The sequence below is a fragment of the Pontibacter chitinilyticus genome, from assembly GCF_039748935.1.
Classification (GTDB): domain Bacteria; phylum Bacteroidota; class Bacteroidia; order Cytophagales; family Hymenobacteraceae; genus Pontibacter; species Pontibacter chitinilyticus.
In genome coordinates, this window is the sequence record NZ_JBDIZJ010000019.1 from 41557 (window position 1) to 67167 (window position 25611).

22 protein-coding genes are annotated in these 25611 nt (G+C 52.8%); 4 read left to right on the top strand and 18 right to left on the bottom strand.

Annotated elements, in window-relative coordinates:
• Positions 1 to 7 precede the first annotated feature (7 nt).
• From ABDW72_RS19700 to ABDW72_RS19745, 10 genes are all read right to left on the bottom strand, one after another.
• Positions 8 to 1948, bottom strand: coding sequence for an NADH-quinone oxidoreductase subunit D-related protein (locus ABDW72_RS19700; RefSeq protein ID WP_347160336.1), 1941 nt, complete (start codon positions 1946 to 1948; stop codon positions 8 to 10).
• A gap of 51 nt (positions 1949 to 1999) precedes the next feature.
• The gene (locus ABDW72_RS19705) at positions 2000 to 2362 is read right to left on the bottom strand and encodes an NADH-quinone oxidoreductase subunit A (RefSeq protein WP_347160337.1); all 363 of its coding nucleotides are present in this window, start codon (positions 2360 to 2362) and stop codon (positions 2000 to 2002) included.
• Positions 2363 to 2459: 97 nt separating this feature from the next.
• Positions 2460 to 3482 (bottom strand): ion channel, encoded by a 1023-nt coding sequence (locus ABDW72_RS19710; RefSeq protein WP_347160338.1) that lies wholly within the window; start codon positions 3480 to 3482, stop codon positions 2460 to 2462.
• Between the two features lie 16 nt (positions 3483 to 3498).
• A complete protein-coding gene (locus ABDW72_RS19715; RefSeq protein ID WP_347160339.1) occupies positions 3499 to 3852 on the bottom strand; it encodes a hypothetical protein in 354 nt (117 codons plus the stop codon).
• The gene (locus tag ABDW72_RS19720; protein ID WP_347160340.1) at positions 3849 to 5084 is read right to left on the bottom strand and encodes a hypothetical protein; all 1236 of its coding nucleotides are present in this window, start codon (positions 5082 to 5084) and stop codon (positions 3849 to 3851) included. The genes ABDW72_RS19715 and ABDW72_RS19720 overlap by 4 nt, the downstream gene beginning before the upstream one ends.
• Positions 5081 to 6706: a DUF4396 domain-containing protein gene (locus ABDW72_RS19725; RefSeq protein ID WP_347160342.1), complete on the bottom strand. Its 1626-nt coding sequence runs from the start codon at positions 6704 to 6706 to the stop codon at positions 5081 to 5083. The genes ABDW72_RS19720 and ABDW72_RS19725 overlap by 4 nt, the downstream gene beginning before the upstream one ends.
• Before the next feature lie 25 nt (positions 6707 to 6731).
• Positions 6732 to 8357: a PQQ-dependent sugar dehydrogenase family protein gene (locus tag ABDW72_RS19730; RefSeq protein ID WP_347160344.1), complete on the bottom strand. Its 1626-nt coding sequence runs from the start codon at positions 8355 to 8357 to the stop codon at positions 6732 to 6734.
• 693 nt (positions 8358 to 9050) lie between these two features.
• Positions 9051 to 9524, bottom strand: coding sequence for a heme-binding domain-containing protein (locus tag ABDW72_RS19735; RefSeq protein WP_347160345.1), 474 nt, complete (start codon positions 9522 to 9524; stop codon positions 9051 to 9053).
• Positions 9525 to 9526: 2 nt separating this feature from the next.
• On the bottom strand, positions 9527 to 10093 hold the full coding sequence (locus tag ABDW72_RS19740) for a DUF3347 domain-containing protein (protein WP_347160346.1): 567 nt from the start codon (positions 10091 to 10093) through the stop codon (positions 9527 to 9529).
• 170 nt (positions 10094 to 10263) lie between these two features.
• Positions 10264 to 10860, bottom strand: a complete 597-nt coding sequence (locus tag ABDW72_RS19745) for a helix-turn-helix domain-containing protein (protein WP_347160347.1) — start codon at positions 10858 to 10860, stop codon at positions 10264 to 10266.
• 208 nt (positions 10861 to 11068) lie between these two features.
• Between ABDW72_RS19745 and ABDW72_RS19750 the strand changes: the two genes are divergently transcribed.
• Entirely contained in the window at positions 11069 to 11485 is a 417-nt protein-coding gene (locus tag ABDW72_RS19750; RefSeq protein ID WP_347160348.1) for a hypothetical protein, read from the top strand.
• 370 nt (positions 11486 to 11855) lie between these two features.
• Positions 11856 to 14273: a multicopper oxidase domain-containing protein gene (locus ABDW72_RS19755; protein ID WP_347160349.1), complete on the top strand. Its 2418-nt coding sequence runs from the start codon at positions 11856 to 11858 to the stop codon at positions 14271 to 14273.
• A gap of 233 nt (positions 14274 to 14506) precedes the next feature.
• Here the strand turns inward: ABDW72_RS19755 and ABDW72_RS19760 are convergent, their stop codons facing one another.
• From ABDW72_RS19760 to ABDW72_RS19790, 7 genes are all read right to left on the bottom strand, one after another.
• Positions 14507 to 14707 carry a hypothetical protein gene (locus ABDW72_RS19760; protein WP_347160350.1) on the bottom strand — a complete coding sequence of 67 codons (201 nt, stop codon included), beginning with the start codon at positions 14705 to 14707 and terminating at the stop codon, positions 14507 to 14509.
• Between the two features lie 118 nt (positions 14708 to 14825).
• Complete coding sequence (locus ABDW72_RS19765; RefSeq protein WP_347160351.1) at positions 14826 to 15860, bottom strand: PDDEXK nuclease domain-containing protein; 1035 nt, start codon at positions 15858 to 15860, stop codon at positions 14826 to 14828.
• Between the two features lie 203 nt (positions 15861 to 16063).
• The gene (recD2, locus tag ABDW72_RS19770) at positions 16064 to 18553 is read right to left on the bottom strand and encodes an SF1B family DNA helicase RecD2 (RefSeq protein WP_347160353.1); all 2490 of its coding nucleotides are present in this window, start codon (positions 18551 to 18553) and stop codon (positions 16064 to 16066) included.
• A 142-nt stretch (positions 18554 to 18695) separates the two neighbouring features.
• Positions 18696 to 19022 (bottom strand): GIY-YIG nuclease family protein, encoded by a 327-nt coding sequence (locus ABDW72_RS19775; RefSeq protein WP_347160354.1) that lies wholly within the window; start codon positions 19020 to 19022, stop codon positions 18696 to 18698.
• Positions 19019 to 19312 carry a hypothetical protein gene (locus ABDW72_RS19780; RefSeq protein WP_347160355.1) on the bottom strand — a complete coding sequence of 98 codons (294 nt, stop codon included), beginning with the start codon at positions 19310 to 19312 and terminating at the stop codon, positions 19019 to 19021. Before ABDW72_RS19780 ends, ABDW72_RS19775 begins: the two co-directional genes overlap by 4 nt.
• Positions 19313 to 19374: 62 nt before the next feature.
• Entirely contained in the window at positions 19375 to 20136 is a 762-nt protein-coding gene (locus ABDW72_RS19785) for a ParA family protein (protein WP_347160356.1), read from the bottom strand.
• 553 nt (positions 20137 to 20689) lie between these two features.
• Complete coding sequence (locus tag ABDW72_RS19790) at positions 20690 to 21754, bottom strand: replication initiation protein (RefSeq protein WP_347160357.1); 1065 nt, start codon at positions 21752 to 21754, stop codon at positions 20690 to 20692.
• A 1064-nt stretch (positions 21755 to 22818) separates the two neighbouring features.
• Between ABDW72_RS19790 and ABDW72_RS19795 the strand changes: the two genes are divergently transcribed.
• Positions 22819 to 23712 (top strand): AraC family transcriptional regulator, encoded by an 894-nt coding sequence (locus ABDW72_RS19795; RefSeq protein WP_347160358.1) that lies wholly within the window; start codon positions 22819 to 22821, stop codon positions 23710 to 23712.
• A gap of 75 nt (positions 23713 to 23787) precedes the next feature.
• A complete protein-coding gene (locus ABDW72_RS19800) occupies positions 23788 to 24624 on the top strand; it encodes an SDR family oxidoreductase (protein WP_347160359.1) in 837 nt (278 codons plus the stop codon).
• Positions 24625 to 24880: 256 nt separating this feature from the next.
• Here ABDW72_RS19800 and ABDW72_RS19805 read toward each other — a convergent pair whose 3' ends face one another.
• Positions 24881 to 25138, bottom strand: a complete 258-nt coding sequence (locus ABDW72_RS19805; RefSeq protein WP_347160360.1) for a hypothetical protein — start codon at positions 25136 to 25138, stop codon at positions 24881 to 24883.
• Positions 25139 to 25611: the final 473 nt, after the last annotated feature.

Genomic DNA, 25611 nt, shown 5'->3' on the forward strand with positions numbered 1-25611 from the left:
CTATACTTTACAGCCCGATTCCCCAGGGCGAAATATCCAAGGAGGCGATGCCCACCAGCGCATCCGACAGTTCCTGACCTTCGGCCACCGTGGGCACCATCGCCAGCAGCCTAAACGACGGCATTTGCAGGTGCATGTGCTGCACGATGCCCTCGCGGAGGTGCAGGTGCAGGTCCGCTTTTCCGCGGGGCGTTTCGATGCTGGCGCGGCCCTCTCCTGAACCGCCGTAGGTTGTCGCCGCTTTGCGTGTTGGGTGCTTCTCCGGCTGCTTTACCGCCTGGGCCGCAAGCCGTACGCTTTGCCCGGTCTCCGCCAGCCGCACCAGCAGCCTTCCCCAGGCATTGGAGGACTGGCTTTCGGTCACCGGCTCAAACCCCAGCCCTCGGTATGCCTGCTCCTGCGTCCGCACGTCCTGCGCTGCGCCCCCTGCCCGGGCCGCCGGGCCCGACACGTGGTGCAGCAGGTTGGCAGGCACTGCGCCCGCCCGTTGCAGCTTTTGCTTCAGATACGGGAGCTGGCGCACCTGCTGCAGAAAGCGCAGCAGGTCATACGCGCGGCCCGGGTTGGTTTTATACTGCTGATAATAAGCCGCCGCCCGCTGCTGCAGCCAGGCGCTGCCGACCGACACGCCGAAGGTGGACAGCCAGTTCAGGTGGCTTAGCACCCGCTCCTGCTCCAGCGCCACCATCTCCTGCCACTTTTGCTGCGGCTCCGGCTGAAACCCTAGCGCATTGGCCAGGGCCCTTTCCGCCAGCAGGCGGTAGGTTTCGGGCGTCAGCGGGTGCGCCTGGGAAAGTTGGCTCACAAACGCCTGCGCCTCCATCGGCAGCGCAGCGGTCATACGTTGGCGGAGGGGCAGTTGCTTCGTTTCCGCTTTTACCACCGTGTCGCCGTCCAGCGTCATCCGGATGTGCAGGCCGCCGGGCAAGCCGGGGAAAAAAGGGCCGAAGTGCGCCTCGTTCCGCTCCATAGCCAGCCCGTCTGCGCTGCGGGGCATGTGTTTCGTCATCATGACCATCGACATAAAGCCCATGTCATGCCCGCCGCCGTGGTCCATACTGCCATGGTCCATACTATCATGGTTCATGCTGTCGTGGTCCATCTGCATCTGGTGCGCTCCCTCCCCCTGCTGCATTTCTCCCTTGTGCTGCTCCGATGCCTGCTCCTCGTGCTGCCCGTGGTGATGCATGGCGTGGTCCGGCTGCCCCTGTTTCTGCTGCTCCCCACTTTCCTTCTGCTGCTCTTTTGTATATTCCGGATTTTCTTCTTTCGGATGATTTTCCTGCTGCAGATGCGTTGGGTGTTCTGAAGTATGGTGGTCGTGGCTGGCAGTATGCTCGTGTGGCTGCTTCGGGTGTTCGCTGTGGCCTCCATGCGGATGTGTCGAATGCCCCTGCTGCTGCATATCGTGCCCTGCATGGGATTGATGGTCGTGGCCGCCGCTGTGGTCGTGGTGCATCATGCTATGGCCCTGCTCCCCAGAGGCTTTTTCCGCCGCCTGTTGCAGCATTTCCGGTTGGTAAGGCGCGGCACCGGACCGCCATGCATGCTGCGCCAGCAGCTGTTGCAGCGCTGCCTTCAGGTTCGTTTCGGAAGTGACCAGCAGGTCCGGCGCGGGCAGCGGCTCTGCTGTTTCAAACCCGGAGAACAGCAGCACGCGCGGGCGCGGCATTTGCGCATAGGCCACCGCGGCATGCTGCACCAGCTCCGCCGACAGCGGGCCTAGCACCAGCAAAGCGTTCGCCTCCCGCGGACTGTCCGCCACGGCTATACTTGCGGCCTCAAAATTCCATCCCTGCGTGCGCGCCACCTCCGCCCCCGGCACCACCAGCAGCACCGGTGCGTGGGCAGCGGCTTTCGCCAGCAACCGTCTGAGGAAACGCATGGCCCCCTTTCTGGCACCGGTTTTCATCTGTTCTGTGGTAGAGTAGTGCTGCATCGCTGCCATTTTTTGAAATGCTGTTGTTACTTCAAAGTATAAACCTCCGTTAAACCCGTTTTACTGCCGCCGCAGACCGCCCTGGTTCCAGGTATAAATCAGCCCCAGAAACAGGATGAGCAGGAACACGCCCATGTCCAGCAGCGCCGTCAGCCCCAGCTCTTTGTACACCACGGCCCATGGATACATGTAGGCCATCTCCATGTCGAAGCACAGGAAAAGCAGCGCAAAACCATAGTAATGCACGTGGTAGCGGCCCCAAGCGGGCTTCGGGGCCAGCGCGCCGCTCTGCGCGGGAATGTTTTTGCCTGGCTCCTGCACTGTTTTGCCCAGCGATTTGCGGATTAGGTACAGCATGCCCGCAAAGGCCGCCGTCAGGAGCAGCATGCCGAACAGGAGCAGGTACTGGAATAATGGGGCCACAGCGATTGTCTTGTTTGATGATAAAAAAACGTAACTGCCCACCTTTGGGTTAAGTGCCCTTTGCCGCGGCAGTATGGGCTTTAGCCGCCGCTTTATGCTAAGCAGGCACCGTCTGCCCTTGGTAAATGTCCTGCCAGTCCCAGCCGTCGTTCTGCAGCAAGGCGTTCACCTGCTCCCGGTGCCGCCGCAGCTGCTGTTCAAAAAGACTGTTTATCTCCGGCAGCGGCTTTAGTGGCAGCTTATACTCCGCCAGCTGTCCTACATCAGGCACAGGCAACTTTCCCTTGCTATCGGGCGTGTGCACGTAGTTTTGGAGCACCACGCCCAGGTAATCCTCCAGCGCCGCACGCAGCATGGCTAGTTTCAGCTGGTCGTTTCCGTTGCCCGCCGGCACCGCATGCGCCAGCAGCAGTTGCACTTCGTCCAGCTTGGCCAAGCTCAACACCACCGAGAGGCGCTGCTTACTGTTGTGGAAATAGTGGATGACCGGATAGGAATGGTGGTCGATGGTATGTTTCAGCAGCAGTTGGCACAGGGAAGGCACATTGTCCGTGAAAGCGGAAAAGCCATTCCCGTCCCAGCTGTTGGATACTATTTTCTGAGGCGTTTCGCCCATGCTGTTGATGAGCAGGCTGAGCTGACTTTGCAGGTTCACAGCCGACAGCACCGGCACAAAATAGGTGATAGACGTGGTGATGAAGACCAGGCCCGAAAAGCTGCCGATGTCGGTAACGAGCCGCCAGCTGTTGGAGCCCGGCATATAACCGCCGTTGCCCAGGGTGGAGAGGGTGTAGCCTGCATAGTATAGCTTCTCCAACACGCTGGCGTGTGTGCTGCTGTTGACAACGGCATCCGGGTCAGCGAGCAGCATCAGAAACAGGCCGCCCCACATGCCCAAAATCCAGAGCAGCAGGATGCAGAGCAGCACCGCCAGCCCGGCGTAACCCAACAATTTAGACTTCCCGCGGTGACCTGCCGCCGCAAAGAAAAGCTTCCAAACGGCTTTGGACACCACGTTGGTGATGCCGCCGCCACCCTGTGATGAGAGGGTGGTTTTGACAATGTCGGCGATGGTGCCCACGAAAAGGAAAATCCCCGCCAGCAAGTATAGGTAGTTCATAGGCTAAGATGTACGCTTATCTGTCGCTCCCGTGTTTGTTCTTTTTTATTTGCGGACTGGTGCCGGACTTCACCATGCGGCGCAGGCCCTGCAAGGCACCTATCAGGCCGCCCAGCGCCGCGCCGACCACCACACCCACAAAAGCAGCCGGCCCGTTTCCGGCCGAATCAAACTGCCCAAACCCACGGATCGGCCAGGTGCCGCTTGCCACTAAGTAGGCCAGCAGACCAAACGCAATCGCCAGCACAACAGCCCACAGGATGGCCAGCCGCAGCATGGCGGGATGGTACAGCGGCTTGCCCGCCGGGTCGGAATTGGTATAGCCGACCAGCAGGTCGCCGTCTTCTTTAGGTATGGTGTTGTTGTTCATTTCTTTTGGAGTGTGTCTGCTGCTGCAAGCGGTTTAGAAGCCTTCGGTTGTTTGAAAGGAGACAGCAGGAAATCCACCTGCCGCTGGGTGGCCATCGATACGCTGCCGGTGTCGCCTATAATCCAGCCATAGTTCAGGATGGTTTCCTGCGGCCCCGTCGGGAAAGGCTTCACCATGGCCAGGTAGCCGTTCACGGCCTCGGGCACACTGTCTTTTTCCACCAGCAGGATGGGGCCGTGCTTGCCCATGTGCCCCAGCACCGCCGCCGGAATCATGCCGAGCATGTTATCGGCGTTGCCGACTATAAAGTTGTGCCCCGCCTCCGAAATGCCCCATCCGAATCCGCGGGGCTCCCAGTTCCACCACCAGCCGTAGTTTCGGCCATAGTCCTTGTAGCCAGCGTTTACGGTGTTGGCCTGATACACGTTTTTACCGGCGATGCGCCGCACCAGACCATACTGCCCCAGCTCCTTCGCCACTTTGTCTGATATGACATCTGCCCCGCCTGTGAGATAAATAAACGCGCCGGCATCGCCGTAGCGCCTTTCCAGAATGTGCCTGGTGGCGGCCGGAATGGAATCGGTATACACCCAGGCGAAGCCTTTGCCCATGTGCGCATTCCAGCCCATGGCGCCGATGCCATACTTCAGCCCATCCGGGTGGTCAATAGCCGAGACGAGCACTTCGTCCGGGTGGTTTGACTTGAGGGCCGCCTGCCAGCGGTCCAGCACCTCCGCCAGTTGCACCGGGTCGGGTGCGCGGAAGGTGCGCACCTTGTAGCCCAGCACCTCCCGCACCTTCGCCACCTCCGCCTCCGGCACATCCACGGCATACACCTGGATGCGGTGGTCCTGCAGCACGCCGTCTGGCTTCAGCCGCCGCATCTCGTTCAGGGTCGCCTCCGGCAGGTGCCCGTCTTTGGAGAGGTACAGCAGGGGCGCGTTTACGGGCATGTGTGTGATGCGCTGCATGGCCGTAAAAGCCACCTTTTCATCTTGCGGAGACAGGATTATCGCGCCTACGGCATTGTCCTCGCGGGTGGCAGCATACACCGTTTGCGTCAGCAGGATGGCCTGCTCCTCAGGGTTGCTGCCGGGCAGGCGCACGGTATAAGCCGTAAAGTTGGCCTCATGCTGCAAAGGCATGTCTCCGGCGCCGGAAGGGCCTTCGGTAGTGCCGCAGGAGGCAGCCGCAAAGAGGAACGCTATACTATAAAGGTGTTTGCGAATCATACGTTTCCAGGTTTTAAATGAGACCGAATCATCAGCCAGTTGAGCGGCCAGGCAACCAGAAAGCCGACGATGCAGGCCAGCCACATGGTGCCAAACCACAGCACATCGTCTTCCTTCGGCATCATCGGGATATGGTACATCAGCGTCCACCAGGCGGTTGTCATCATGCCCAGGCTAACGGCCAGCATACTCAGGGCGGTGGTGCCAAAGGCCACGCGCACGAGCTTTTTCTTCGGCATGTCCAGCATCATCTCCTTCATCGGCACTTGCACCATCGGCCACACCACAAGCACGCTCAGCACATACATGGCAAACATCATCAATGGCATGCCCGCCCCTAGCCAGAAAAACGGCCCCTCTATCCAGGCGGGGAAGAAGATGGGGAAGCCGAACCACACGAACAGGAAGCCGATGGCCACCATCAGCGGGGCACCATAGCCGAAGCCCATGGCCGTGGCGGCGGCGCTTTGGATGTTCTGCGGGCGCAGCCAGTGCCACATGCCCTTTTCATCCTGGTAGGCTGGCCGCCTATAGGCATTTAGGTAGAGCACCGGCCCCAGCACGGGCAGCACCAGCGCAGTGAGGCACCACGCGATTTTGATAGGCATGTGTACCATCTGCAAGGTATAGCTGGCGTGCAGCAGCACAAAAACAGCCGAGGCGATGCCCAGCGCGAGCAGCAGGATGGCCAGCGCCTCCATGTACCCAAGCGAGATGTCGCCCATGCTGGCGTAGGCCGCCTTCTCTATCGCCAGGTCCAGCCGCCCCTGCGCCGCGTAGCTCACCAAAGGGCTCACGACCCAAAAGTGTTTGAACGGGCCTTCGGAGGGCGACACAAACCAGTCGGTGCGCTGGCTCCAGGCGTAGCGGTCAAGCGCGGCCGGTATGCCGCCTTCATCGGAGGCGTACAGCAGCGAGGCGTTGTTGCTGACGGCGTACGGCAGGGCCGCCAGCCCCAGCAGCGCGTCGCGCGGGGTGGTGAGCACATAGTGGAAGTAGCCGTTGCGCCGGTCGTGGGTGCGGCCCCAGCCAAACGCATGGGCCTCGTCGCGTATTTCCGCCAGCTTCACGGCATGGTCAGCCAAATCACGGCCCGCCACCCGCTCCGAGCTGGCAAACATTTCTGCTGCCGCGGCAGAGACCAGTTCCTCCGGCCCGATGAGAAAGGCTTTCAGGTGCTTATACCTGGCCGCATCAGCGGCAGACACGTTGCCATCATGGGCAAACACAAGGGGCGAGCCATAGTAAAAGGCATAGTATATGGCGGGCAGCGCCCATTGCAGCGCCTGCTCGCCGCCGCCGGGCAGCACCAGCACATGCTGCGGGTTTTCGGTGGGCTTTATACTTGCCCGCACAAAGTCCTCCCAGTTTTCTTTTGTGGGGGCGTCAGCCGCGACCTGCGCCTCCTGGTAGGGAATAGCCGTTTTCAGGTAGTGGTGCAGGTCTTTGGCGTTAGCGGCCTCCACGCGGGTCACGTTTTTGGTGTGCCCTGTCAGGCGGCCCTCCATCGCGCCGTTCTTCGCCCAGGGGGCTACTTCCAGGTCTTCTTTGAGCACATTCAGCAGCCCAAAACCCAGCACTAACACAATAAAACCAGCCAGGACCGGATACGTCCACTTCATAATCTATCTAGGTTTAGTTAAGGCACTACTTGGATTTGCTCATCTTCCAGAGCACGCCGGTGAAGGGGTGGGCGTTCATGCCGCTGTCCTCAAACTCCACCACCCCGAAATCGACGATGTAGAGTGCGCTGTCCTGTCCCCACTCCAGCTGTATCGGGCGCTCCAGGCCGCCGGTGCCTTTGGCTGAGGCAGGCAGGTTGTTTTTGTTGTGGATATAGTCGCTGGCCTGTCCGGTGGTCAGGTTGACCTGCTGCACCTTGAAGCCCGGCCAGTTATACTTTACCCCGGGCGGCGCGTTCTCCTCCGTAGGCACCCCCTTGGGAAGCTCCGGATGAAACGCGTTGCCTTTGAAAAACGGGATAATCACGCCGAACTCCGCCACCAGAATGTCCTGCTCTGGCACGCCAAAGCCGCTGTTGCCGAACACCATGCCCTCTGCGGCGCTGTGCACGGGCAGCAGCGCCACCGGCTGCCGTGGCTTGTCTTTGCCCTTCAGCAGCTTACTGCGCGTCTCCGCTGTCAGCACAAACTTCTGGTCCTCCTCCTTCACGCCAAAGCGCTTGTCGGTGATGGGAATGCCGCTGTAGTAGTCGGGCCAGCCGTACCACTCGTCCTGCACCACCTCATACACCGGCTCATAATCGAAGTACAGGCCGCGCGGCGGCATGGGGTTGGCGCTGTTCATGGTAGTGATGAGCTTTCCGTCCGGTGAGAAGCGGTAGCCGAAGCTGGAGCGCATGCCCCAGGCGATGCGCTGCAAGCCGCTGCCGTCGGGGTTGCAGCTGAAGAAGGCGCCGTTGCATACCTTCTCCCCTTTTATCACCTGCCCCGGCTTGGTTTGCTGCCCGAGCGGCACATACACGCCAGTGCTTACCGAGTCTGCCTGCATGATTTTCACTTTGCCGGTCGGCACCCAAAAGTTCTGCCCCGTCAGGGTGATGTCCTCGCCAGGGATTTCATGCGCCTCGGGCTTGTTGAAAATGTCGATGACGTTTACCCAATGCTTTTCCTGCACGCCGGAGTTACCCTGCGTGGAGAGGAAAAAGTACATTTTCCCGTCTTTAAAGATTGGCTTCGCATTGAGAAACTCCCCCCACGACGGCAGCCCGTTTACTATCGTCTTGAATTCCTTGGTCGCCAAGTCATAGGTGGAGTAACGGGAACGGTGCGCGATGTAGAGTTTGCCCTCGTGGTAGGTGACGCCGGTTACCGGCGGAATGAGTCCCTCCTCCATATCGGCCGAGGAGTTGTTGCTTTTGATGTTATCGATTGGCACCACTTTGTCATACAGCACCTTCTGGCTGCCGTCTGGCATCAGCTGCAGAATGCGTGCCTCCGGGGCATTGGCAGGCTTGGTGCCGTAGGTGTGCCCGCCGGCCTCGGCCAGGTATACATTGCCGTTGCCATCAAAGGTCACATCCACCGGGTAACTGAGCCCGGTAGCCACCGCCTCAATCTGCATGCCGGGCGGCAGGGCAATGTCGGAGGGGGTGATTTTGCGCTGGCTGTCCTGGTGCACTGTGGCGGCGGCGCCTTCGTCGGCCCGCTCCTTGCCGCCGTTGCCGGAGCAGGCTGACAGCCCTGTTGCCAGTGCCGCGGCAAGCCAAAGCACCTGGGCACGAGAATAGCGTTGCTGTACAAAATTTGCCATAATCAGGATGGATTAATGAAACGTAAAAATTAATAAAGTGCTATATTTTACCGTACATCTCACCTAAAAGTTACTGGCTGCAGCAGCCGGCAAAACGGTGATTCCGGAAATGCAGCCGGGAGAAGGAGCAGGAAGAACAGCGGATGCAGGCCTTACAGGAAGAGTAAAAAGCAAGCTTTGCGATTAGCTAGAAGCTGCCCAAACGGCACAGCAAAGCGTTTTCGAGGACACCACTGCGTACAAACCAAAAGAAAACACCGGCGGTCATGGGGACTGCATAGGAGCAGGCCGCCTATCCCTAAACCGCACGCGCGGCGCGCTAGCTCAACTGCCAGAAGGTTTACGTGGGGAAAACTCACCATAAATTTGTACAAATTACCCTAAAATATATAAGCGCTAACCAGCGCATGTACGGGTGAGATTGTACGGTTTTGGCTTCGTTGCCTCCCAAACAGGATAGGGAAGCTGAGCGCCAAATCAGAAGCTCGGCAACGGAGGGGCAGGCCCTACGAATCATCCGCGACTTGTACTTAACACCCGTTGCGCTGAACGGTAGTTTTAAAAAACCACTCCTTCCCCCTCCGAGGAAAGGTAAGGAGTGGGTAAATTTTACTAAACACAGGGCACTTGAACGTGCCTTTTATACTTAATACTTACAATTACAGGTAAGGCTCGCTGCTGTGTTGCAAGCTGTCAGGGCTGCTCCTGACTTGTGCCGCTGCTGGCTTTTGCCTTTCTTATCCAGCGTATCATCTCCGCTTTCTCAGCATCCGAGAGGCGCGCCGCCGGGTGCAGCAGCGTGTACGACTGTAGCGGCATGGTGCCATCTTGCAGGCTGTTGACCATGCCCCGCAGCTTGCTTTGCCGCCTTCGGGGGGAGTAAGCGCCGAAGGCGCTCAAGTTAAGCTCGGCCTTGGCGTCTTCTATGTGGCTTGTCAGCCACCAGCCCAGCGGCTGCACCCTAAAATACCATGGATAGCGGGTGTTGTCGCTGTGGCAGTCGTAGCAGGCGTTTTTAAACAGCACACGTACATTTTCAGGCATCCCGTATACTTGGGCAATGTCGCGCGTGACCGCCTGCCCGCTGTCAGGGCGGGCAGGCGGTATCAACTGAATGGCAAGCAACGCGATGCCCACGCCCAGCAGCATGCGGTAAGGGAGGCGCATCGCTAGTTGATTTCCTCTTTCACCTGGCCACAAGCAGGCATGCTTTTCCCAAGGTAAGGGTTGCTTATCTCTTTGGTGCTGCTCAGCCAAAAGGCGCCTTTGTTGTTGTTATACATCGGGCAGAAGTCCTGGTACAGCGTTTGGCTGGTGCCAAACGCCTTCACAAAATCATACATGTCTTTGCTGAGTATCTCGAAGTGCTCGCGCTGGTGCTCTATTTTATCGGCGTTTTGGCCGATGTGCTCGGCGTGCTCCCTGGCATCGGCGATGATGTCGTCGTACACCCCCTGCTGCTCCTGCGTCAGCGCAGCTTTGTCGAATTTACCCATAGCCGATACCATGGCGTCGCCTGCCTTGGCGGCAGCTGCTCCATCGTCGGCGGCCAGCGCGTTCTTCAGCGCCAGGTAGCTGTCCAGAATGGCGCTTGTAGCGGGCATGTCCGCTGTTGTCTCCTCCGCCTGCGGCGAAGCGGCTGCGGGTACGTCGGTGTTTGCCTGTTCCGTGTTTGCGCCGTTGCAGGCGGTTAGCGAAAGTGTAGCCAGTACAAGGCCCATCAGTTTGTTTTTCATGATGCTTAAAGATTTAGAGTGAATGTTTTATATGAGATGCTTTGTATAAAATATAAACAGCAGGCCAGGGTGCGCTGGAAGTATAAAAGTATAACGGAGCCGACACCCCCTCTACGCAGGTGCAGTTGCCCCTGCCTTTCCACAGGAAGCATGGCCCCTCTGCCACTGCGTCAGTACAGGTTATCAATCGGCTTGCGGGGCAGGTGGGCGCGCTTTTTGTAGGCTAGCGGCGTCAGGCCCGTCACCTCTTTAAACTGGCTGGAGAGGTGCTGTGGACTGCTGTAGCCCAGGCTGCCGGCAATTTCCCCGATGCTGAGCTCATCATACTCCAGCAGCTCGCGTGCCCGCGATATTTTCTGGAGCACGACATACCTGTTGAGCGCCACCCCTTCTAGCGCCTTAAACGTGGTGCTGATGGAAGAGTAGTCTTTCCCGAGCTCCTCGGCCAGGTAGGTGGCAACGGTGGTTTTAAGCAGGGGCAGCTTGCCTTGGTAAATCAGGTCGAGCACGGTTAGCTTTACCTTCTCCACCAACTCCTGCCGCTTATTGCGCAGCAGCTCAAAGCCGTTATGGCGCAACGCCGCCTCGATGGCGGCTTCCTGCGCTTCGCCGGTTTCCGCTACCACCGCCTGCCCCAGCGCAACGGTTACCACGTGCAGCCCCAGGGCCGTCAGCTCGTCGCGCACCACTTTGATGCAGCGCGGGCAAACCATGTTTTTTATGTACAGCACCTTGTGGTGCCCTGTGTCGCTATTCCCCTTTTCCATCACTGAAAATAAGATTGCACCGCTGCGGAAGCCAGAGCTGCCGCAGCGATGGTAATTGATGTATAAGTTCTATAGATAACAGGCGCGCCGGAATGGGATGCTGCGAAAGACAGCCGTCCATAGGCACGACCACGCCATGTTCCTGTCCGGCAGCTGGAAAGCACCTGTCAGAAACAACGCGAAGGCTTGTACATCAAATGATAAGCGAATGCAGGAACACCCGGATGTCTGGGAATTTGGGTTGAAGGAAATCCGGGGGCGGATGGGAGATGGCAGCCGTGAGGTTGCTGAAGCAAAACACCAACAGGGCCTTGCAGAACACGGCCGCGCCAAAAGGCTGCAGGCTGGCAGTGGGAACCAGGGTGGTGTGCATGGCGGCCTGCAGCAAAGGGCCTGCCTCCAGGCCGGAGCAGCAATTGTCTTTAGAGGAAGCACCGTGACTGTGGCTATCGTTGTGATGGCCTTTTTCGGCCTGCCTATGTTCGTGGGGGGCGGCTTCGCTGCCATGGTGGCTGTGCGGTGCTGCGGCAGGAGCCATGGCAACAGCCTGAAGCCGCTGCGCCAGGTGCGGCACGTTGCAGGCAAACTGAACCACATACATGCACAGGAAGGCCGCCAGCAATAGCAGCCCCGTCACCTGTGTGTATCTGTCCTGTTTCTTTTTTCTGCGCATTGTTATCCTCAACCGGCAATGTCTTCTCCAGTAGGTAAATGTACTAAATAATCGACTGATTTGCCAGTTTGCGGCGCGGCAAGCCAGCCAAAGCGCTGCTTCGGCCGCGCTGCCCCTGTTCATCATTGCCATAGCCGACTCCGGCAACCTGCTGAAAACATTTCAGTTACGCCAGCTACGTAAAATCGGTTTATATTTTTCACTTCGGTTTGTACATATTTGATGGGTAGGTAACAAACTTCCCGTTGGCCGGTATAACATCTTTGGACTTTCACGATTGAGTAACCCATTCTGCCTGCACAGCGGGCTTTCCATTCTTCCCATGAAAAAAATTCCCCTTCTGTTTATACTTATAGTTAGTCTGCCCACGCTGCTGCTTGCCCGGCAGCACCCGGACCAGCCGCAACCCCAGGCAAGCACGGCGCCCTTCACCGGAAAGGTGGTGGAGTACAACCTGGACATTGCCGATACCACCGTGAATTACACCGGCAAAAGAGTGAGCGCCATCGCCGTGAACGGCTCCATCCCGGCCCCCACGCTACGCTTCACCGAAGGCGACTCTGCGGTGATACACGTCCACAACAGCATGCAGGTGGAGACGTCGGTACACTGGCACGGCCTGCTGCTGCCCAACATCATGGACGGCGTGCCCTACCTCACCACACCGCCCATCCGGCCCGGCATGACCCTAACCTACCGCTTCGCCCTCAAGCAGTCCGGCACCTACTGGTACCACTCACACACCATGCTGCAGGAGCAGGTGGGACTGTACGGGGGCATTGTGATTGAGCCCCGGCAGAAGCGCTATGCGGTGGACGATGAGGTGGTGGTGCTGTTCTCGGACTGGACCAACGAAAAGCCCCGCAGCGTGATGAAGAACCTGCGCCGGGAGGACGAGGGCAGCGAGTGGTACTCTTTCCGGAAAGGCTATGCCCAGAGCCTGGACAAGCTGCTGCAGCACCACGCGTGGGGCGAGCGCCTCAAGGCGGCCTTCCACCGCATGCCGCCCATGGATGTGGCCGATGTGTACTACGACCGCTTTCTGCTGGACGGGCGGCCCCGGCTGGACCTGTCGAAGTATAGCCCCGGTCAGCGCGTGCGCGTGCGCTTCATCAACGGCGCCGCCTCCTCTTACTGCTACCTGCAGTATGGCGGCGGCAAGCTACAGATAGTGGCGGCGGACGGAAACGATGTGGAGCCCGTGGAGGTGGACCGCATGCTGGTGGGCGTGGCCGAGACCTATGACTTCATCCTCACCATCCCCGCCAGCGGCACCGCCGAGTTCCGGGCCACCCCCGAGGACGTGTCGGGTTACGCCTCCGCCTATTTCGGGCGCGGCGACACGCTGGCGCCTCCTGCTATTCCGAAGCCGAACGTGTGGCTAATGAGCGCCATGATGCCGGCAATGGCCGTGAACATGCCCGGCCCAATGGCCGGCATGGACATGGGCGGCATGAAGGGTATGCCGATGGACAAGAAAAAGGGAAAGAAGAAGATGCAGCTGGACGGCATGCATGACATGCACATGGAGCAGCCTCAACCGGATACTACCAAACCGATGCAGATGCCGGGCATGCATATGGACCACACCATGCAGATGGGCAACATGACTATGCCGGACTCCACCGAAAAAATGAAAGACATGCCGCCAGGCATGGCCGCCCAGCAACATACCTTGCAGCAGGACACGGTGCAAAATCCGCAGAAAGGAAGTATGGCCGGGATGGACATGGCGATGGAAAGCAGCCAGGACAACGACACGCTGGTAGAGTATAACTACAACATGCTGCGGGCGCTCCACAAAACGGACTTCCCGGCGTCGCGGCCGCGCAAAGAATACACACTCAACCTGACGGGCAACATGTACCGTTACGTCTGGTCCATTAACAACAAAGTGCTTTCCGAGGCCGACTACATCCGCATAAAAAAAGGAGACGTGGTGCGCTTTAAGATGGTGAACCAGACCATGATGAACCACCCGATGCACCTGCACGGCCACTTCTTCCGGGTGCTCAACAGCCAGGGAGAGTACGCGCCCCTGAAGCATACGGTGGATGTGCCACCCATGACCACCATCACCATCGAGTTTGCGGCGGATGAGGAGAAAGACTGGTTTTTCCACTGCCACATCCTCTACCACCTGGTGAGCGGCATGGCCCGCATCGTGCATTACGAGGGCAGCGAGCGCAACCCCATTATGCAGCCATACCCGGTCAAGGGGCTGCTGCAAGAGGACATCATGCGGGTGTTCTTCGGGAGCATCGCCGCCAAGAGCAACATGGTGGAGTTTGACGCGAACTATACCAACACCAAAAGCGCTTTCAGGATGGAGGCCGATGCCAACTACGGCGGGCAGTATGAGGCCGACCTGAGCTACGAACGGTACCTGACGCAGTGGCTACGGCCCTTTGTCGGGGTTACTGCGCTGCGCGAGAAGTACTATAGCGTGCTGAACGGCGACAGGCTCTATGACCAGAAATTCGCCTTGCCGGTGGTCGGGGTGCGGTATACCCTGCCTTTCTTCATCGAGTCGGAGCTGCGGGTGAACGCCAAAGGGCACGTGCGGCTGAACCTGGAGAGCGATGCCTGGCTGCTGCCCCGCCTGTTCTTCGGCTGGCGCGTTAACACCGACCGGGAGTACCACCTGGACCTGCAGTACGTGCTCAACAAGCGCTTTGCCTTAACCGGCGGCTACGACTCCCGCTACCACTGGGGCGGCGGCCTGCTGGTCCGGTTCTGAGAGAACGACGATGTAGCGGTAGGACGGATGCTGTAAAAGTGACGGCAACCTGCTGCCCATCTAAAGCAGTCCTTTCATTCTGACCAGTTAGCTGTCAAAGGCTTCTCTTCCCCCATAACCACTTTTATGTTAAACAGGGGCGTTTTCTGAGAAGGGTGCAATTCCGGACAAATAAGGGGGTAGGCGCATGGCGCAATACACAACGCGGGTTACGGATTCCGCATCGGTTTCAGCTATGCCGGAGAGGCAGGCGCAGAGGCTCCGGACGGCTTATCGTCAGAAGCCGCCATCCTCAGCTCATAGTCCACTATCAGTTCTGTCAGTATCTTCAGCTCATCTGCCTCCGGCGCGTGGGGGGCAGCATGCTGTAGCTGCTCTATGCGCCTGGCGACAAACTCATACTGCCTCTGTGTATCAATCGGCCTGTACTCCATTGTTTCCCAACTTGCTGTCTTATGCTTTACGGAATTGCCCGGAGTGGATTTATACTCAAAACGATAGTGCTTTATACCTGCTTTTATGTTCTGTAGGTTCTTTTCAGCGCTCCTCTTACTAGCTCTCCTCCTTTGACAACCTGCTTCTGGCAATCTCAATGGATTGATGCAGCTTTGCCTGCAGTAGCTCTTTCGGTGGAAGTTGCGTCAGGTAGTCGGCTACGCGAATATTGCTTTTGTCCAGCTGCAGCAGCTCTACATGCTCCTTGTTCTTGCCGGTGCAGAGGATAAGCCCTATCGGCTGGTTTTCCCCCTCCACCATTTCATGTTTCTCCAGGTACCGTAGGTATAGCTCCATTTGCCCTTTGAAGCCGGCCTCGAACTCGCCTATTTTCAGATCAATCGCCACCAGGGACTTCAAACGCCGGTGGTAAAAGAGCAGGTCAATGTAGTAGTCCCGATTGTCGATGGTAATGCGCTTCTGACGGGCAACAAAAGCAAAGTCACTTCCCATCTCAATTATAAAGCGCTGCAGCTCTGCTAATATGGAGGCTTCCAGATCTTTCTCTGAATAGGTATCTGCTAAACCTAAGAAATCAAGAATATACGGATCTCGGAAAACCAGTTCAGGTGTGAGCTGGCTAGAATCCTTCAGCTGTTGCAGATCATTCTGGATAGTGACTTCCGGTTGTTTAGATATTGCTGTGCGCTCGTAGAGCATAGATCTTACCCGGTCCTGCAGGGTACGTGAGCTCCATTTCTCAAGCCTGCACATCTGGATATAAAAGTTGCGCTTTAGCTCATCATCCAAGTAAATGATTGTCCGGATATGCGTCCAGGTCAATTGTCTACGCAGTGCGTAGACAATCTGCTCATCATCGAAAATGCTGGCAAATCGGATGCAGTGCAGCAGTTGCTTTTGGCTCCAGCCGGCACCGTATTCCTGCGTCAGCTGCTGGGCGAGTGTAGTCACGATTTGCTTGCCATACGCAGCTCGGCTGTTTTTCAGTATCTCATCATTGATGCGTTTGCCAACTAGCCAGTAAAGCAAGGTGATTTCAGCATTGACTGTAGTGGCCACTTTCTCGCGGCTATGCGCGATAAGTTGCTTAATGTCATTTACCAGTGGTGTACTATCCTGTACTTCTTCCATTATTAAAAATGATGAGTCTGCTACACGCGTTTTTGTATGATGCCTGCAGAAACGTTTAATGTGCCCCCTCAGGGTAATTGCGCAACAGGCTGTTGCGTAAATATAGGCTTTAAATAAGTAGAGAGAAACTGCTCATTTGCTTTCCCTGATTAACATAATCTTTCTAATCCAGCCGCTCAAAAAGCCATTAGCTTCCCGCCCGGTCAGGACGATACCCCCTGCTTGAGCAAATAGGCCAGGGCCGTCTGCCGGGTGGCGGCGTTCTGCCTGTTGACGGCCATGGCCAGCGCCTTCCGGGTGCCCACGAACACGGCCAGCTTCCTGGCCCGGGTGAGCCCGGTATAGACCAGGTTGCGAAACAGCATGTTGAAGTGCTGGGAGAGGACGGGAAGGATGACGGCCTCGAACTCGCTGCCCTGCGATTTGTGGATGGTGATGGCGTAGGCCAGCTCCAGCTCCAGCAAGTGCTCCTTCTGATACCTTACCTCCTTGGCCTCCCGCCCCGCCTGGAAGCGCACCGTCAGCTCCATCTCCTCGCTGTCGGCTTCCGCCACCGTGCCGATGTCGCCGTTGAAGACATTCAGATCATAGTTGTTGCGCTTCTGGATCACCCGGTCCCCTTCCCGGAAGACCCTTCCCCCCAGCAGCAGCTGCCCTTTCCCTGGCTTGGCCGGGTTCACCCGCTCCTGGATCGCTTTGTTGAGGCTGTGGGTGCCCAGGCTGCCCTTGGTCATGGGCGAGAGGATCTGGATCTCTGCCTCGCGGCCGTAGTACTTGGGGATGATCGCCTCATAAAGCTTCTCGACCATGCCCGCGGCCGAGAGGCCGTAGTGCAAGGAGGACCAGGGGTGCACCCCTCTCACGACCTCCTTGAGCTCCTCGCTGTGCCCCTGGGCCTGCAGCAGGGCCTCCACGTCCACGTGAGCAAACCTGGCGGGGATAGAGAAGCTGCTGCCCTGCTGGTAGAGCTCGGCCGGCGACTCTGCAGCCAGGCTATAGTTCTCCGCTGCTTTCTCCGTTTCCCCGCTCGCTTTCTTTACCTTGGCGATAAAGCGCAGCTCCTCGGCCGTGGCCTCCTCGGAGTCGATGAAGAGGCAGTCCTCCCCTTCCTGCCAGACCTGCGGCTTGTGGAAAGGGGACTCGATCATAGGCGCCAGGCCCCGGTTGATCTGGTGGGCGTAGGAGATGATCTTGGAGGCCTGGGCCTGGCGGAAGACCTTGGTCAGCTTCAGGCAAGACACCACGCCCGAGGCGATCATGTCTTTGAGCACGTTGCCCGCCCCCACCGCCGGCAATTGGTCGGCGTCCCCGATGAGCACCAGCTGGGCACCAGGGGGCACGGCCCGCAGCAGGGAGGCGGCCAGGTGCACGTCCAGCATCGAGCACTCGTCCACGATCAGCACGTCCGTCTGCAGGGGCTCCTCCTCCCCCCGCTTAAAGCCCCCCTTGGCCGGGTCCCACTCCAGCAGGCGGTGGATGGTCTTGGCCTCCAGCCCGATCACCTCCCCCATCCGCTGCGCCGCCCTTCCCGTGGGCGCTGCCAGCAGCACCTGCTTGCCCATCAGCTGCAGCACGCCCACCAGCGCGCGGGTGGTGGTGGTCTTGCCGCAGCCCGGCCCTCCCGTCAGGATGGCCAGGCGCTCCGAGGCTATCTGCAGCACGCTCTCCCGCTGCTCCTCGCTCAGGGTGATTTGGTGCAGCTGGCAAAACACCTCCAGGTCTTGCGCCAGGTCCCCCTGTTGGACTTTCACCTTATGCGCGGCCAGCTCTTTGACTTTGTCGGCGATGCAGAGCTCGTCGTAGTAGAGGGAGTGGGCGTAGAAGCAGGACTGGTGGCCGCCGTGCTCATCGGGCAGCAGCCGGACCTTGAGCTCCTCCTTTTGCTCCATCACCCGGAGGTTTTCCTCCACGGCAGCGGCGTCTTTGAGCGAGAGCAGCGCCCCCACCCCCTCCAGGACCTGCTGCTGGGTCAGGTAGCAGTGCCCCTCCTGCCGCGCGTTTTGCAGCACGTGCCCGATGGCCGCCTGCAGGCGCGGCGCCGAGTCCTCTTTCAGCCCCAGGCTCAGGGCCACTTTGTCTGCCGAGAAGAAGCCGATGCCGTAGATGTCGGAGGCCAGCCGGTAAGGATTGCTGGTTACGATCTCGATCGCCTCGTTGCCGTAGGTCTTGTAGATCTTGACGGCAAACAGGGTGGAGATGCCGTGGGACTGGAGAAAGAGCATCACGTTGCGGATCTCCTGGTGCTCTCGCCAGGCCTTGCTGATCATCTCCAGCTTGAGTTTGGCAATGCCCTCTACCTGGGTGAGCTTTTCGATGCTGTTCTCAAACACCTCCAGCGTTTTGTCTCCGAAGTGGCGGACGATGCGTTTAGCCGTCACCGGTCCCACGCCTTTGATAAGGCCCGAGCCCAGGTACTTCTCCAGGGCATTGGCCGTAGCCGGCTTGCGCTCCACCACAGCGGAAGCTTTGAACTGCAGGCCATAAGAAGGGTGGTTTGTCCACTCCCCGTAGAAATCCACGGTGGCCCCGGCAAAGACCTTGCACTGGTGGACGGTGACGGTGAGGTCCTCCAGGGGCCGCTGGAAGCTGTTCACCTTGAGCACGGTGTAGCCGGTCTCGGCGCTGTGGAAGGTGACGCGCTTGACGATGCCCGAGAGCTTCTCTTTCCCGGCCGATGGATCCAGTGCCTGCATGGACAAAGATACAACGGCTACCGCTGGCAAGGGAAAGTTTCTGCCGCGCACCTGCCTAAAAACAGCAGGCCCCGGCAAAGAGGTTTGCCGGGGCCTGTGAAAGAAAGACAGCAGAGCGAGCGCGCCTCCCTCCTCCCCTACTCTACGCTGCGAAGAGCTCGAGCTGGCCCTCGAGGCAGTAGCGGCTGTTGAACTTAGGTTTGAGCACGCGGATAAAGTGCTTTTCGAGCTTGAGCACCTCCTGCTTGTCTGGATACTCCTGCAGGCAGATGACCGCCTCGGGGGAGCACTTGTCCTTGTGCTTGACCACGCGCCAGAAGATGTTGCTCGTCTCCCCCACGTACACGCACTCCCCACCGTCGAAGATGAAGTACAGGAAGTAGGTGCTGTTGTCGCGCACGTACCTCAGGTGACGGTACTTCTTGAGTACTTCGTTGCGACTGTACTTTTTAAAAGTAAGTAAAATCATTTATCCCTTAGGTATGGCTTCCCTTTAAAGTACTCCATTAATATGTGTTCTACAAAATCTGACTTACTTCTATACATTTCATTAAGAGTACCTTTATCTATATAATCTTCAAGTATCTCATTTACGAAAAATGTGATACGTTTTCTATTAGACTCTTTCTTCTTTTTAGATGGTACAATTATGTCCTCTTTAGGTTCTTTTGATAAGCTCCTATTGTTAGGTTCAGCTGCTTTAGCACCGTGTAGTTTTCCTAACACATTATCAAATCGTTTAGACTCTTTATTTGCCACAATATATATTTATATTTTTTAGTAAAGTTAATACTATTAATAACTTATTAAAGTTTAATAAGTTATTTACCTTTAATAATTTCTTCAGTCAATGCTTTATAATCCTTTGCTCCATTAGAATCCTCTGCATAAGTAAATACATCTTGATTCATAACTAAACACTCATGCAAAGAAACATTTGTTCGTATTGTTGTTTTCATCACTTTACTTCCAAGCTGCTCTTGAGCTTCCCTTACAATTGTTTTGCCTAATATAGTTTGAGCATTTTTAGAATGGTTAGTGAAAAACAGCCCTCCCAACTGCAGCTTAGGGTTTAGCTCTTCCTCAATAATAATATCAATCGTTTCTAGCATTTTATCTAATCCATTCCAAGCAAAAGGTTCTGCAGTCATAGGTATATACACTCTGTCTGATGCTATCAAAGCATTAACTGTATAAATACCTAAAGAAGGAGGACAATCAATAAGGACATAGTCATACTTATCTTTTATCTTCTTCAGGACAGAACGTAATTTTGCTGCTCCAGCCACAGTATGCGCAACGGCGTTTTCTCTAGAAATAAGAGAATGACCTGAATAGGCAATATCAACTCCGTTAGCGCTTCGAATTACATCTGTAATTTTACAATTATCTAGCAGTGCATCAGAAATATTTAGCTCCTCTTTAGGAGATATACCTACAGACATACTTAAGTTAGCTTGAGCATCTAAATCTATGAGTAAAACCTTTTTACCCATACCTTTTAAAGCGAAACCAATACTTTGTGTACTTGTAGTTTTGGCCACGCCACCTTTTGCATTTACTATTGAGAAAACTTCAGCCATAGTTATCACTTAATTATTAATAGTTGTCAATGTTAATAATGTTGTAATTATATTAATATTATTAACAAGCAGCAAATTAACAACATTATTAATTTTTAATAAAGTTAATAAAAAAAGACAAATGCTTCTTTTTAGAAAAGATTATTGTAGAAATAAAGATTAGAATGAGCAGAAAATGGCACCTACAACTTGGATAAGTCATTATGAATCGCTGCTAATAAATAGATAACCTACTGGAGGGGACTAAGCGCTTCGAGAGGCATGGGATATAGCAGCTGCACCAGGTGGACTTGGCGATGAAAATAGCTGCGATCACCAGCCTGGCCACCGATTTCGGCGGAGAGCTGCACTATTTGACTTTATAATGGAGAGCCTATTGAATATAGGGCTGAACGTTTACCGTTATCACTAGCTACAATCCTTTATCTCTTATGAGAGTGCTACACTCTCTAAGTGCCAACTTTTACGAACGTTTATTAATTATTAATAAAGAGTATTAACTGTTAATAATAGTATAAAATTATTAACAGTTAATACTATATGATAACATACCTTACTTCTTCTTTTCGATCTTATTATCTAAATGCTTAGCAAACCAATCTGACTCAGAGTTAAAGCTAAGAGTGCCTTTGTTAGTTGTAAACCAGTTATTAGCTTTTGTGATAATAATTGGATCTAAGTGGGTAATATATCTGCTAATTTGTGCTTCTGAAAAAGAATATTTCTCTCTCATTATTCTTATTGCATTTAAAGTAACTTTATCAGCGCCATTGTCAGAAGTAGGAGGGAACAAAGTACCTAATTGCTGTCTTGCTTTCACTTTCTTGTAAGACTCTTGAGACGATATTTTAACTGTTTTAATCAAGGAGAAGGTAATAGACTCGACATTTCTCCCCCTTTTATTACACTTGTAATCGAAAGCCATATCAGTATCCTTCAACTCATCACGAGCCGCGTCAAGAATTCTTCTCTTAAATTCAGCAAATAATGGGTACTTTACTACTTGTACATTATCACCTTCTAAGCCTAACTTCTTTGACTCTTCTTCACTTCTTTCAACATCGAGTCCTAACATTAATCTTAATTGCCGATACTTAATAGTTGTTGGCTTATCTTTGTATAGCCCTTGCTTAATGAACATATAAATTCTATAAGCTTGTATTGTCTTTAAGCTTAACAACTGCTCTAACTCAGCTTGTGTATAATTTCCTTTTAGATCTAAAAGATAGGGGGCAAGATCATTATTAATCTTTGTTACTATATATCTACTATCTTGAGTATAAGTCACAGTAGGGAAGATAACCATACTTGAAAAGGTCTTCTTTATTCTTCCAGCTTTATCAGGAGTAATCTTCTCTATTTTAAATTTAATCTCCTGTAGTTCAGTCGACAGCTTTGCTACTTGTTTAAAATTCTTACCGCCCTTTGATGAGTAAAGCACATCAACTGGTATTTTAACATGTGTTAACTCCTTATCATCTTTATGTATATGCCCTAAAGCATAGATGAAGGCGCGTAATTGAACTGTTGGGACATCAAAATAACTGTTTATTAAATTGTTATGTTGAGTAACAATTTTATTAGGCTCTTTGATAGGGATGTTTAAAAGCTCATTCATAGCTGCTGATTTTCAGTTTAAATATATGTATTTAATTTACACCCTGTACATATATTATATCTTAATTTTTAAACGACTATAATTCAAAGGTGGGATTTTGTACATATATGGTGGGATTATGTACATATATTAGTGGACAACAGTACATATTTAGGTGGGATTTTGTACATATATGGTGGGATTATGTACATATATTAGTGGGATTTTGTACATATACGTCAATACAAGTATTTGTAATTCAGGAACTTACATTGCTAGCAATAAATAATAAATTAAAAATTATATAATAAAAAAAAGACTTATTTCTTACTTTTTAGAAGAATAGTTTCTATTCTGTTAAAGGAAATAGTAGCCAGGAGAGGGTGGGATTCTGTACATATATTATCAACTTATACTTTTCCGGATTCAAGCAAATCAGAATAATCCAATACGCCAGGTGGGATTTTGTACATATATATATGTCAAAATTGCTCCTATTAACTAAAATTATAGTTTACAAACTACTGGTTATCAATTAGTTATATTTTGCTTTTCTGTAGCGTTTAGTTATCAGTGTATCAGGAAAAGGGTTGTACATATATCTATTAAGAGGCAATTAAAAAGTGGGATTCTGTACATATATCTATGCAATAGGGTGGAGAATCAATGAAAGGTTTTATTTAATAATGCATTGATAACTAGGTAGTTAAAAAAAATTTTTCTTGTCAATTTTTAAGTTGTGTGTATCAGAAAAAGGGTGTACATATATCAACTCCATAGGTTCAGACTAGTCACTTCCTTCGATTATTTAATATACTTATCATGATTTGCTCGTTGAATGTTCAACAAAGTACAAAGCCAGATATGCTTATTAAACATAATCACTGTTATGGCACTCCTCACGCTGCTTAGGATTACAGGGAGCCCCATATCTTGAACATCTAAAAGAAGAAGAAAAATTGAAGCCCTATTTGCTATCGTCTCCGCAAAAAGCATTAAGACGCTTTTTGCGGAGACGATAGCAAATAGCTAAACGAACCAACAGTTTGGGCACATCGCCGAAGTCATTAATTAATCATTATTAAGTGGAATCCCTAGAAGAATTTTATAATCATAAGTTTCAGACTCCTCCAAATATCAGAGATCAAAAAATTGGTTTGTTTGACGTGTTTAATATTGAAGTAAATATTAAACATAACTTTAAGACACCCGCTTATGTGCGGCGCGATTTTTATAAAATCATGCTATTTGAGGGGCAAAATGTTTTTCACTTTGGAGATGAAAGCAGACCGGTTTCAGGAAATACACTATTATTTTTTAATCCCAATACCCCATATACTTACGAAGCATTAGAACCAGGCACTAAAGGGTACTTTTGTGTTTTTAAAGAAGAGTTCTTCAAGAAAAGCCTTAGAATTAATCTGTCCGATCTTCCGTTATTCAAGCCTTTTTCAAAGCCCATTTATACCCTTTCAGATGATGTGTACTCAGAAATACGTCCGCTTTTTCTAAAAATGAAAAACGAAATAGAAGGTGATTATAACTATAAATATGAGCTGATTAGAAGCTATGTGTCAGAGCTTATATTCAGTGCTCTCAAACTTCCAGCCCATCAGGCAAAGCCTCAAACCCCTAATGCCAGCACAAGGATTACGGCTGTATTTTTGGAGCTGTTGGATAGGCAATTCTCCATCGAAAGCATCTCACAGAAGATTACTTGCCGAACGCCAGCAGATTTCGCCGATGAACTGTCTATCCATATCAATTACTTAAACCGGGTTTTAAAGAAAACCACAGAAAAAACCACCACCGAACATATCAATGAACGATTATTGAGCGAAGCAAAAGCGTTACTTAAACACAGCGACTGGAATATTGCTGAAATCAGTGAAGCGCTTGGTTATAGGGATCAGTCTCATTTTACCTCATTCTTTAAAAGCCAAACCCACTATGCTCCATCAGACTTCAGAAAGGTTTGATTATTACAAATTATGGTTTCCCTACAGTAAATTCAAACCCGATGGTCTAGCTTAAATTTGTGAAAAAGTTAAACTATGGAGAATTCGAAAACTTGGTACATCACGGGAGCTTCTAAAGGGCTCGGACTGTCACTAACAAAACAGCTCCTACAAAATGGACAAAAAGTGGCAGCCACAAGCAGAAACTTAAAAACGCTATCTGAAAAAATCGGAAGTAAATACGCATCTTCTTTTCTGCCACTCGAAGTAGATCTGACCAGCAAAAAATCAATCCAAGAGTCAGTGCATGCTACCATCGACAGGTTTGGCAAAGTTGATGTAGTAGTGAATAATGCCGGCTACGGCACGGGAGGCGCTTTAGAAGAACTGACAGAGAATGAAATTCAACAGAGCTTTGACGTTAATTTCTTTGCAGTAATTAAAGTAATACAGCAAGTGCTTCCTTTTATGCGAAAAGAGAAATCTGGTCACATAATCAATGTTTCATCTATTGCCGGTTTTGCTCCGGGCACAGGTTGGTCTGTATACGGAGCAGCCAAATCTGCCATTAATGGGTTGTCTGAAGGATTGGCCCAAGAGCTGAAGCCATTCGGTATTCATGTTTCCATCGTTTCTCCCGGTTGGTTTAGAACAAGTTTTGCTAAAGAAGAATCCATTGAGCTAAACAAAAAGCAAATTTCAGGTTATGAGCATATCAGAGCTGCACATGAAAAGTTCAAAGCAATAGACGGCCATCAAATTGGGAATCCTGATAAGGTTGCAGATGTTTTATTAGAGCTGATCTCTGAGTCAAATCCACCGTTAAACCTGTTTTTAGGCAGTGATGCTTATGAAAGGGCTTTTTCTAAAGTTGAAGATTTGGTGGATACCATGAAAAAACGAAAAGAATTATCCTTTTCAACAGATTTCTAGTACATGGGTTTCTATATTGCCCGTCAAAGGATGATTGTTGTAGTAGGCTGGTTATGTCTTTCTGTTAAATATACTAAAGCCTGTTGCTAACACCACATAACTTCTGTTGCGGCGTCGTGTCTTTCGGACAAAATGGGTAAGCCTATAAATTATGGATTTTTGCTGTCTTGGTTTCTGAAGAACCGCAACTGAAAGTTATACACTCAACCTTGCTCTTGCTAAACATAAGCTGGCTTAAGAGATGCTGCATTGCTACTTAGGAAAAGCTTTGTGTCATCTCAAGTATATTGATAGAGGTCACGTACGGCTCCAGTGCCCTTTTACTATCCAAGCCCCGTATCAGGCTTATAAAGTCTGTCCTTGGGTTAGACCATACCTCAGCAAAAAAATTTCCCAGATCATATAGTTCGATGTGATACCCCCTTCTGCCGCGATGGGCCAGAAAAGTGCCGTGTGCCCTGATCATTTCTAATCTTGCGGCTAAGGAATGGCTGTTGAAGAGGGGGAGGTTCATGACCCGTTATACGTAAGAACGGAAAAAGGCAGTTAGCCTTTCAGGCATACATAACTGCCCCTGAACAGGGGTGAGGAGTTAATCTTTTGGCCAGGTAACGCCTGTTATGTTAGCTGATGACCTACCAGTACCGTTTGCTGCCTCTGTCCCAGAAAACATGGATAAATGAGGCAATCTATCTAAAAGATGCAGCATTAAACACAGTTTTTGTTATGGGGGAAGCCTCTGCCAACTAATACTGTTGCTGATATGTTCAAAGCAGTTACTGTTCTCCTCCAGCTTAGCACAAACAGTACCTGTCTTCTCCTGAAATAGGTTGACAGCTTTACAAAGAAACTGTCCCCATGGAAGACCACATTCAAGAACTACTTAACCGCTATCAGTATAGCGAGGAAGTCAAGGAGGCGGCTGCCTTTCGCGTGCTTTTTGGCGGCGAAGATGCCAGGCATATCATGCAGGAGCTTGGCGTACAC

Excerpts from the sequence above, each read along its gene's own strand:
- ABDW72_RS19730 (WP_347160344.1), bottom strand. The coding sequence starts at position 8,357 with ATGGCAAATTTTGTACAGCAACGCTATTCTCGTGCCCAGGTGCTTTGG.
- ABDW72_RS19755 (WP_347160349.1), top strand. The coding sequence starts at position 11,856 with ATGAAAAAAATTCCCCTTCTGTTTATACTTATAGTTAGTCTGCCCACG.
- ABDW72_RS19775 (WP_347160354.1), bottom strand. The coding sequence starts at position 19,022 with ATGATTTTACTTACTTTTAAAAAGTACAGTCGCAACGAAGTACTCAAG.
- ABDW72_RS19800 (WP_347160359.1), top strand. The coding sequence starts at position 23,788 with ATGGAGAATTCGAAAACTTGGTACATCACGGGAGCTTCTAAAGGGCTC.
- recD2 (WP_347160353.1), bottom strand. The coding sequence starts at position 18,553 with ATGCAGGCACTGGATCCATCGGCCGGGAAAGAGAAGCTCTCGGGCATC.
- ABDW72_RS19715 (WP_347160339.1), bottom strand. The coding sequence starts at position 3,852 with ATGAACAACAACACCATACCTAAAGAAGACGGCGACCTGCTGGTCGGC.
- ABDW72_RS19725 (WP_347160342.1), bottom strand. The coding sequence starts at position 6,706 with ATGAAGTGGACGTATCCGGTCCTGGCTGGTTTTATTGTGTTAGTGCTG.
- ABDW72_RS19760 (WP_347160350.1), bottom strand. The coding sequence starts at position 14,707 with ATGGAGTACAGGCCGATTGATACACAGAGGCAGTATGAGTTTGTCGCC.
- ABDW72_RS19750 (WP_347160348.1), top strand. The coding sequence starts at position 11,069 with ATGCAGGAACACCCGGATGTCTGGGAATTTGGGTTGAAGGAAATCCGG.
- ABDW72_RS19745 (WP_347160347.1), bottom strand. The coding sequence starts at position 10,860 with ATGGAAAAGGGGAATAGCGACACAGGGCACCACAAGGTGCTGTACATA.
- ABDW72_RS19735 (WP_347160345.1), bottom strand. The coding sequence starts at position 9,524 with ATGCGCCTCCCTTACCGCATGCTGCTGGGCGTGGGCATCGCGTTGCTT.
- ABDW72_RS19765 (WP_347160351.1), bottom strand. The coding sequence starts at position 15,860 with ATGGAAGAAGTACAGGATAGTACACCACTGGTAAATGACATTAAGCAA.
- ABDW72_RS19710 (WP_347160338.1), bottom strand. The coding sequence starts at position 3,482 with ATGAACTACCTATACTTGCTGGCGGGGATTTTCCTTTTCGTGGGCACC.
- ABDW72_RS19790 (WP_347160357.1), bottom strand. The coding sequence starts at position 21,754 with ATGAATGAGCTTTTAAACATCCCTATCAAAGAGCCTAATAAAATTGTT.
- ABDW72_RS19805 (WP_347160360.1), bottom strand. The coding sequence starts at position 25,138 with ATGAACCTCCCCCTCTTCAACAGCCATTCCTTAGCCGCAAGATTAGAA.
- ABDW72_RS19700 (WP_347160336.1), bottom strand. The coding sequence starts at position 1,948 with ATGGCAGCGATGCAGCACTACTCTACCACAGAACAGATGAAAACCGGT.
- ABDW72_RS19720 (WP_347160340.1), bottom strand. The coding sequence starts at position 5,084 with ATGATTCGCAAACACCTTTATAGTATAGCGTTCCTCTTTGCGGCTGCC.
- ABDW72_RS19740 (WP_347160346.1), bottom strand. The coding sequence starts at position 10,093 with ATGAAAAACAAACTGATGGGCCTTGTACTGGCTACACTTTCGCTAACC.
- ABDW72_RS19785 (WP_347160356.1), bottom strand. The coding sequence starts at position 20,136 with ATGGCTGAAGTTTTCTCAATAGTAAATGCAAAAGGTGGCGTGGCCAAA.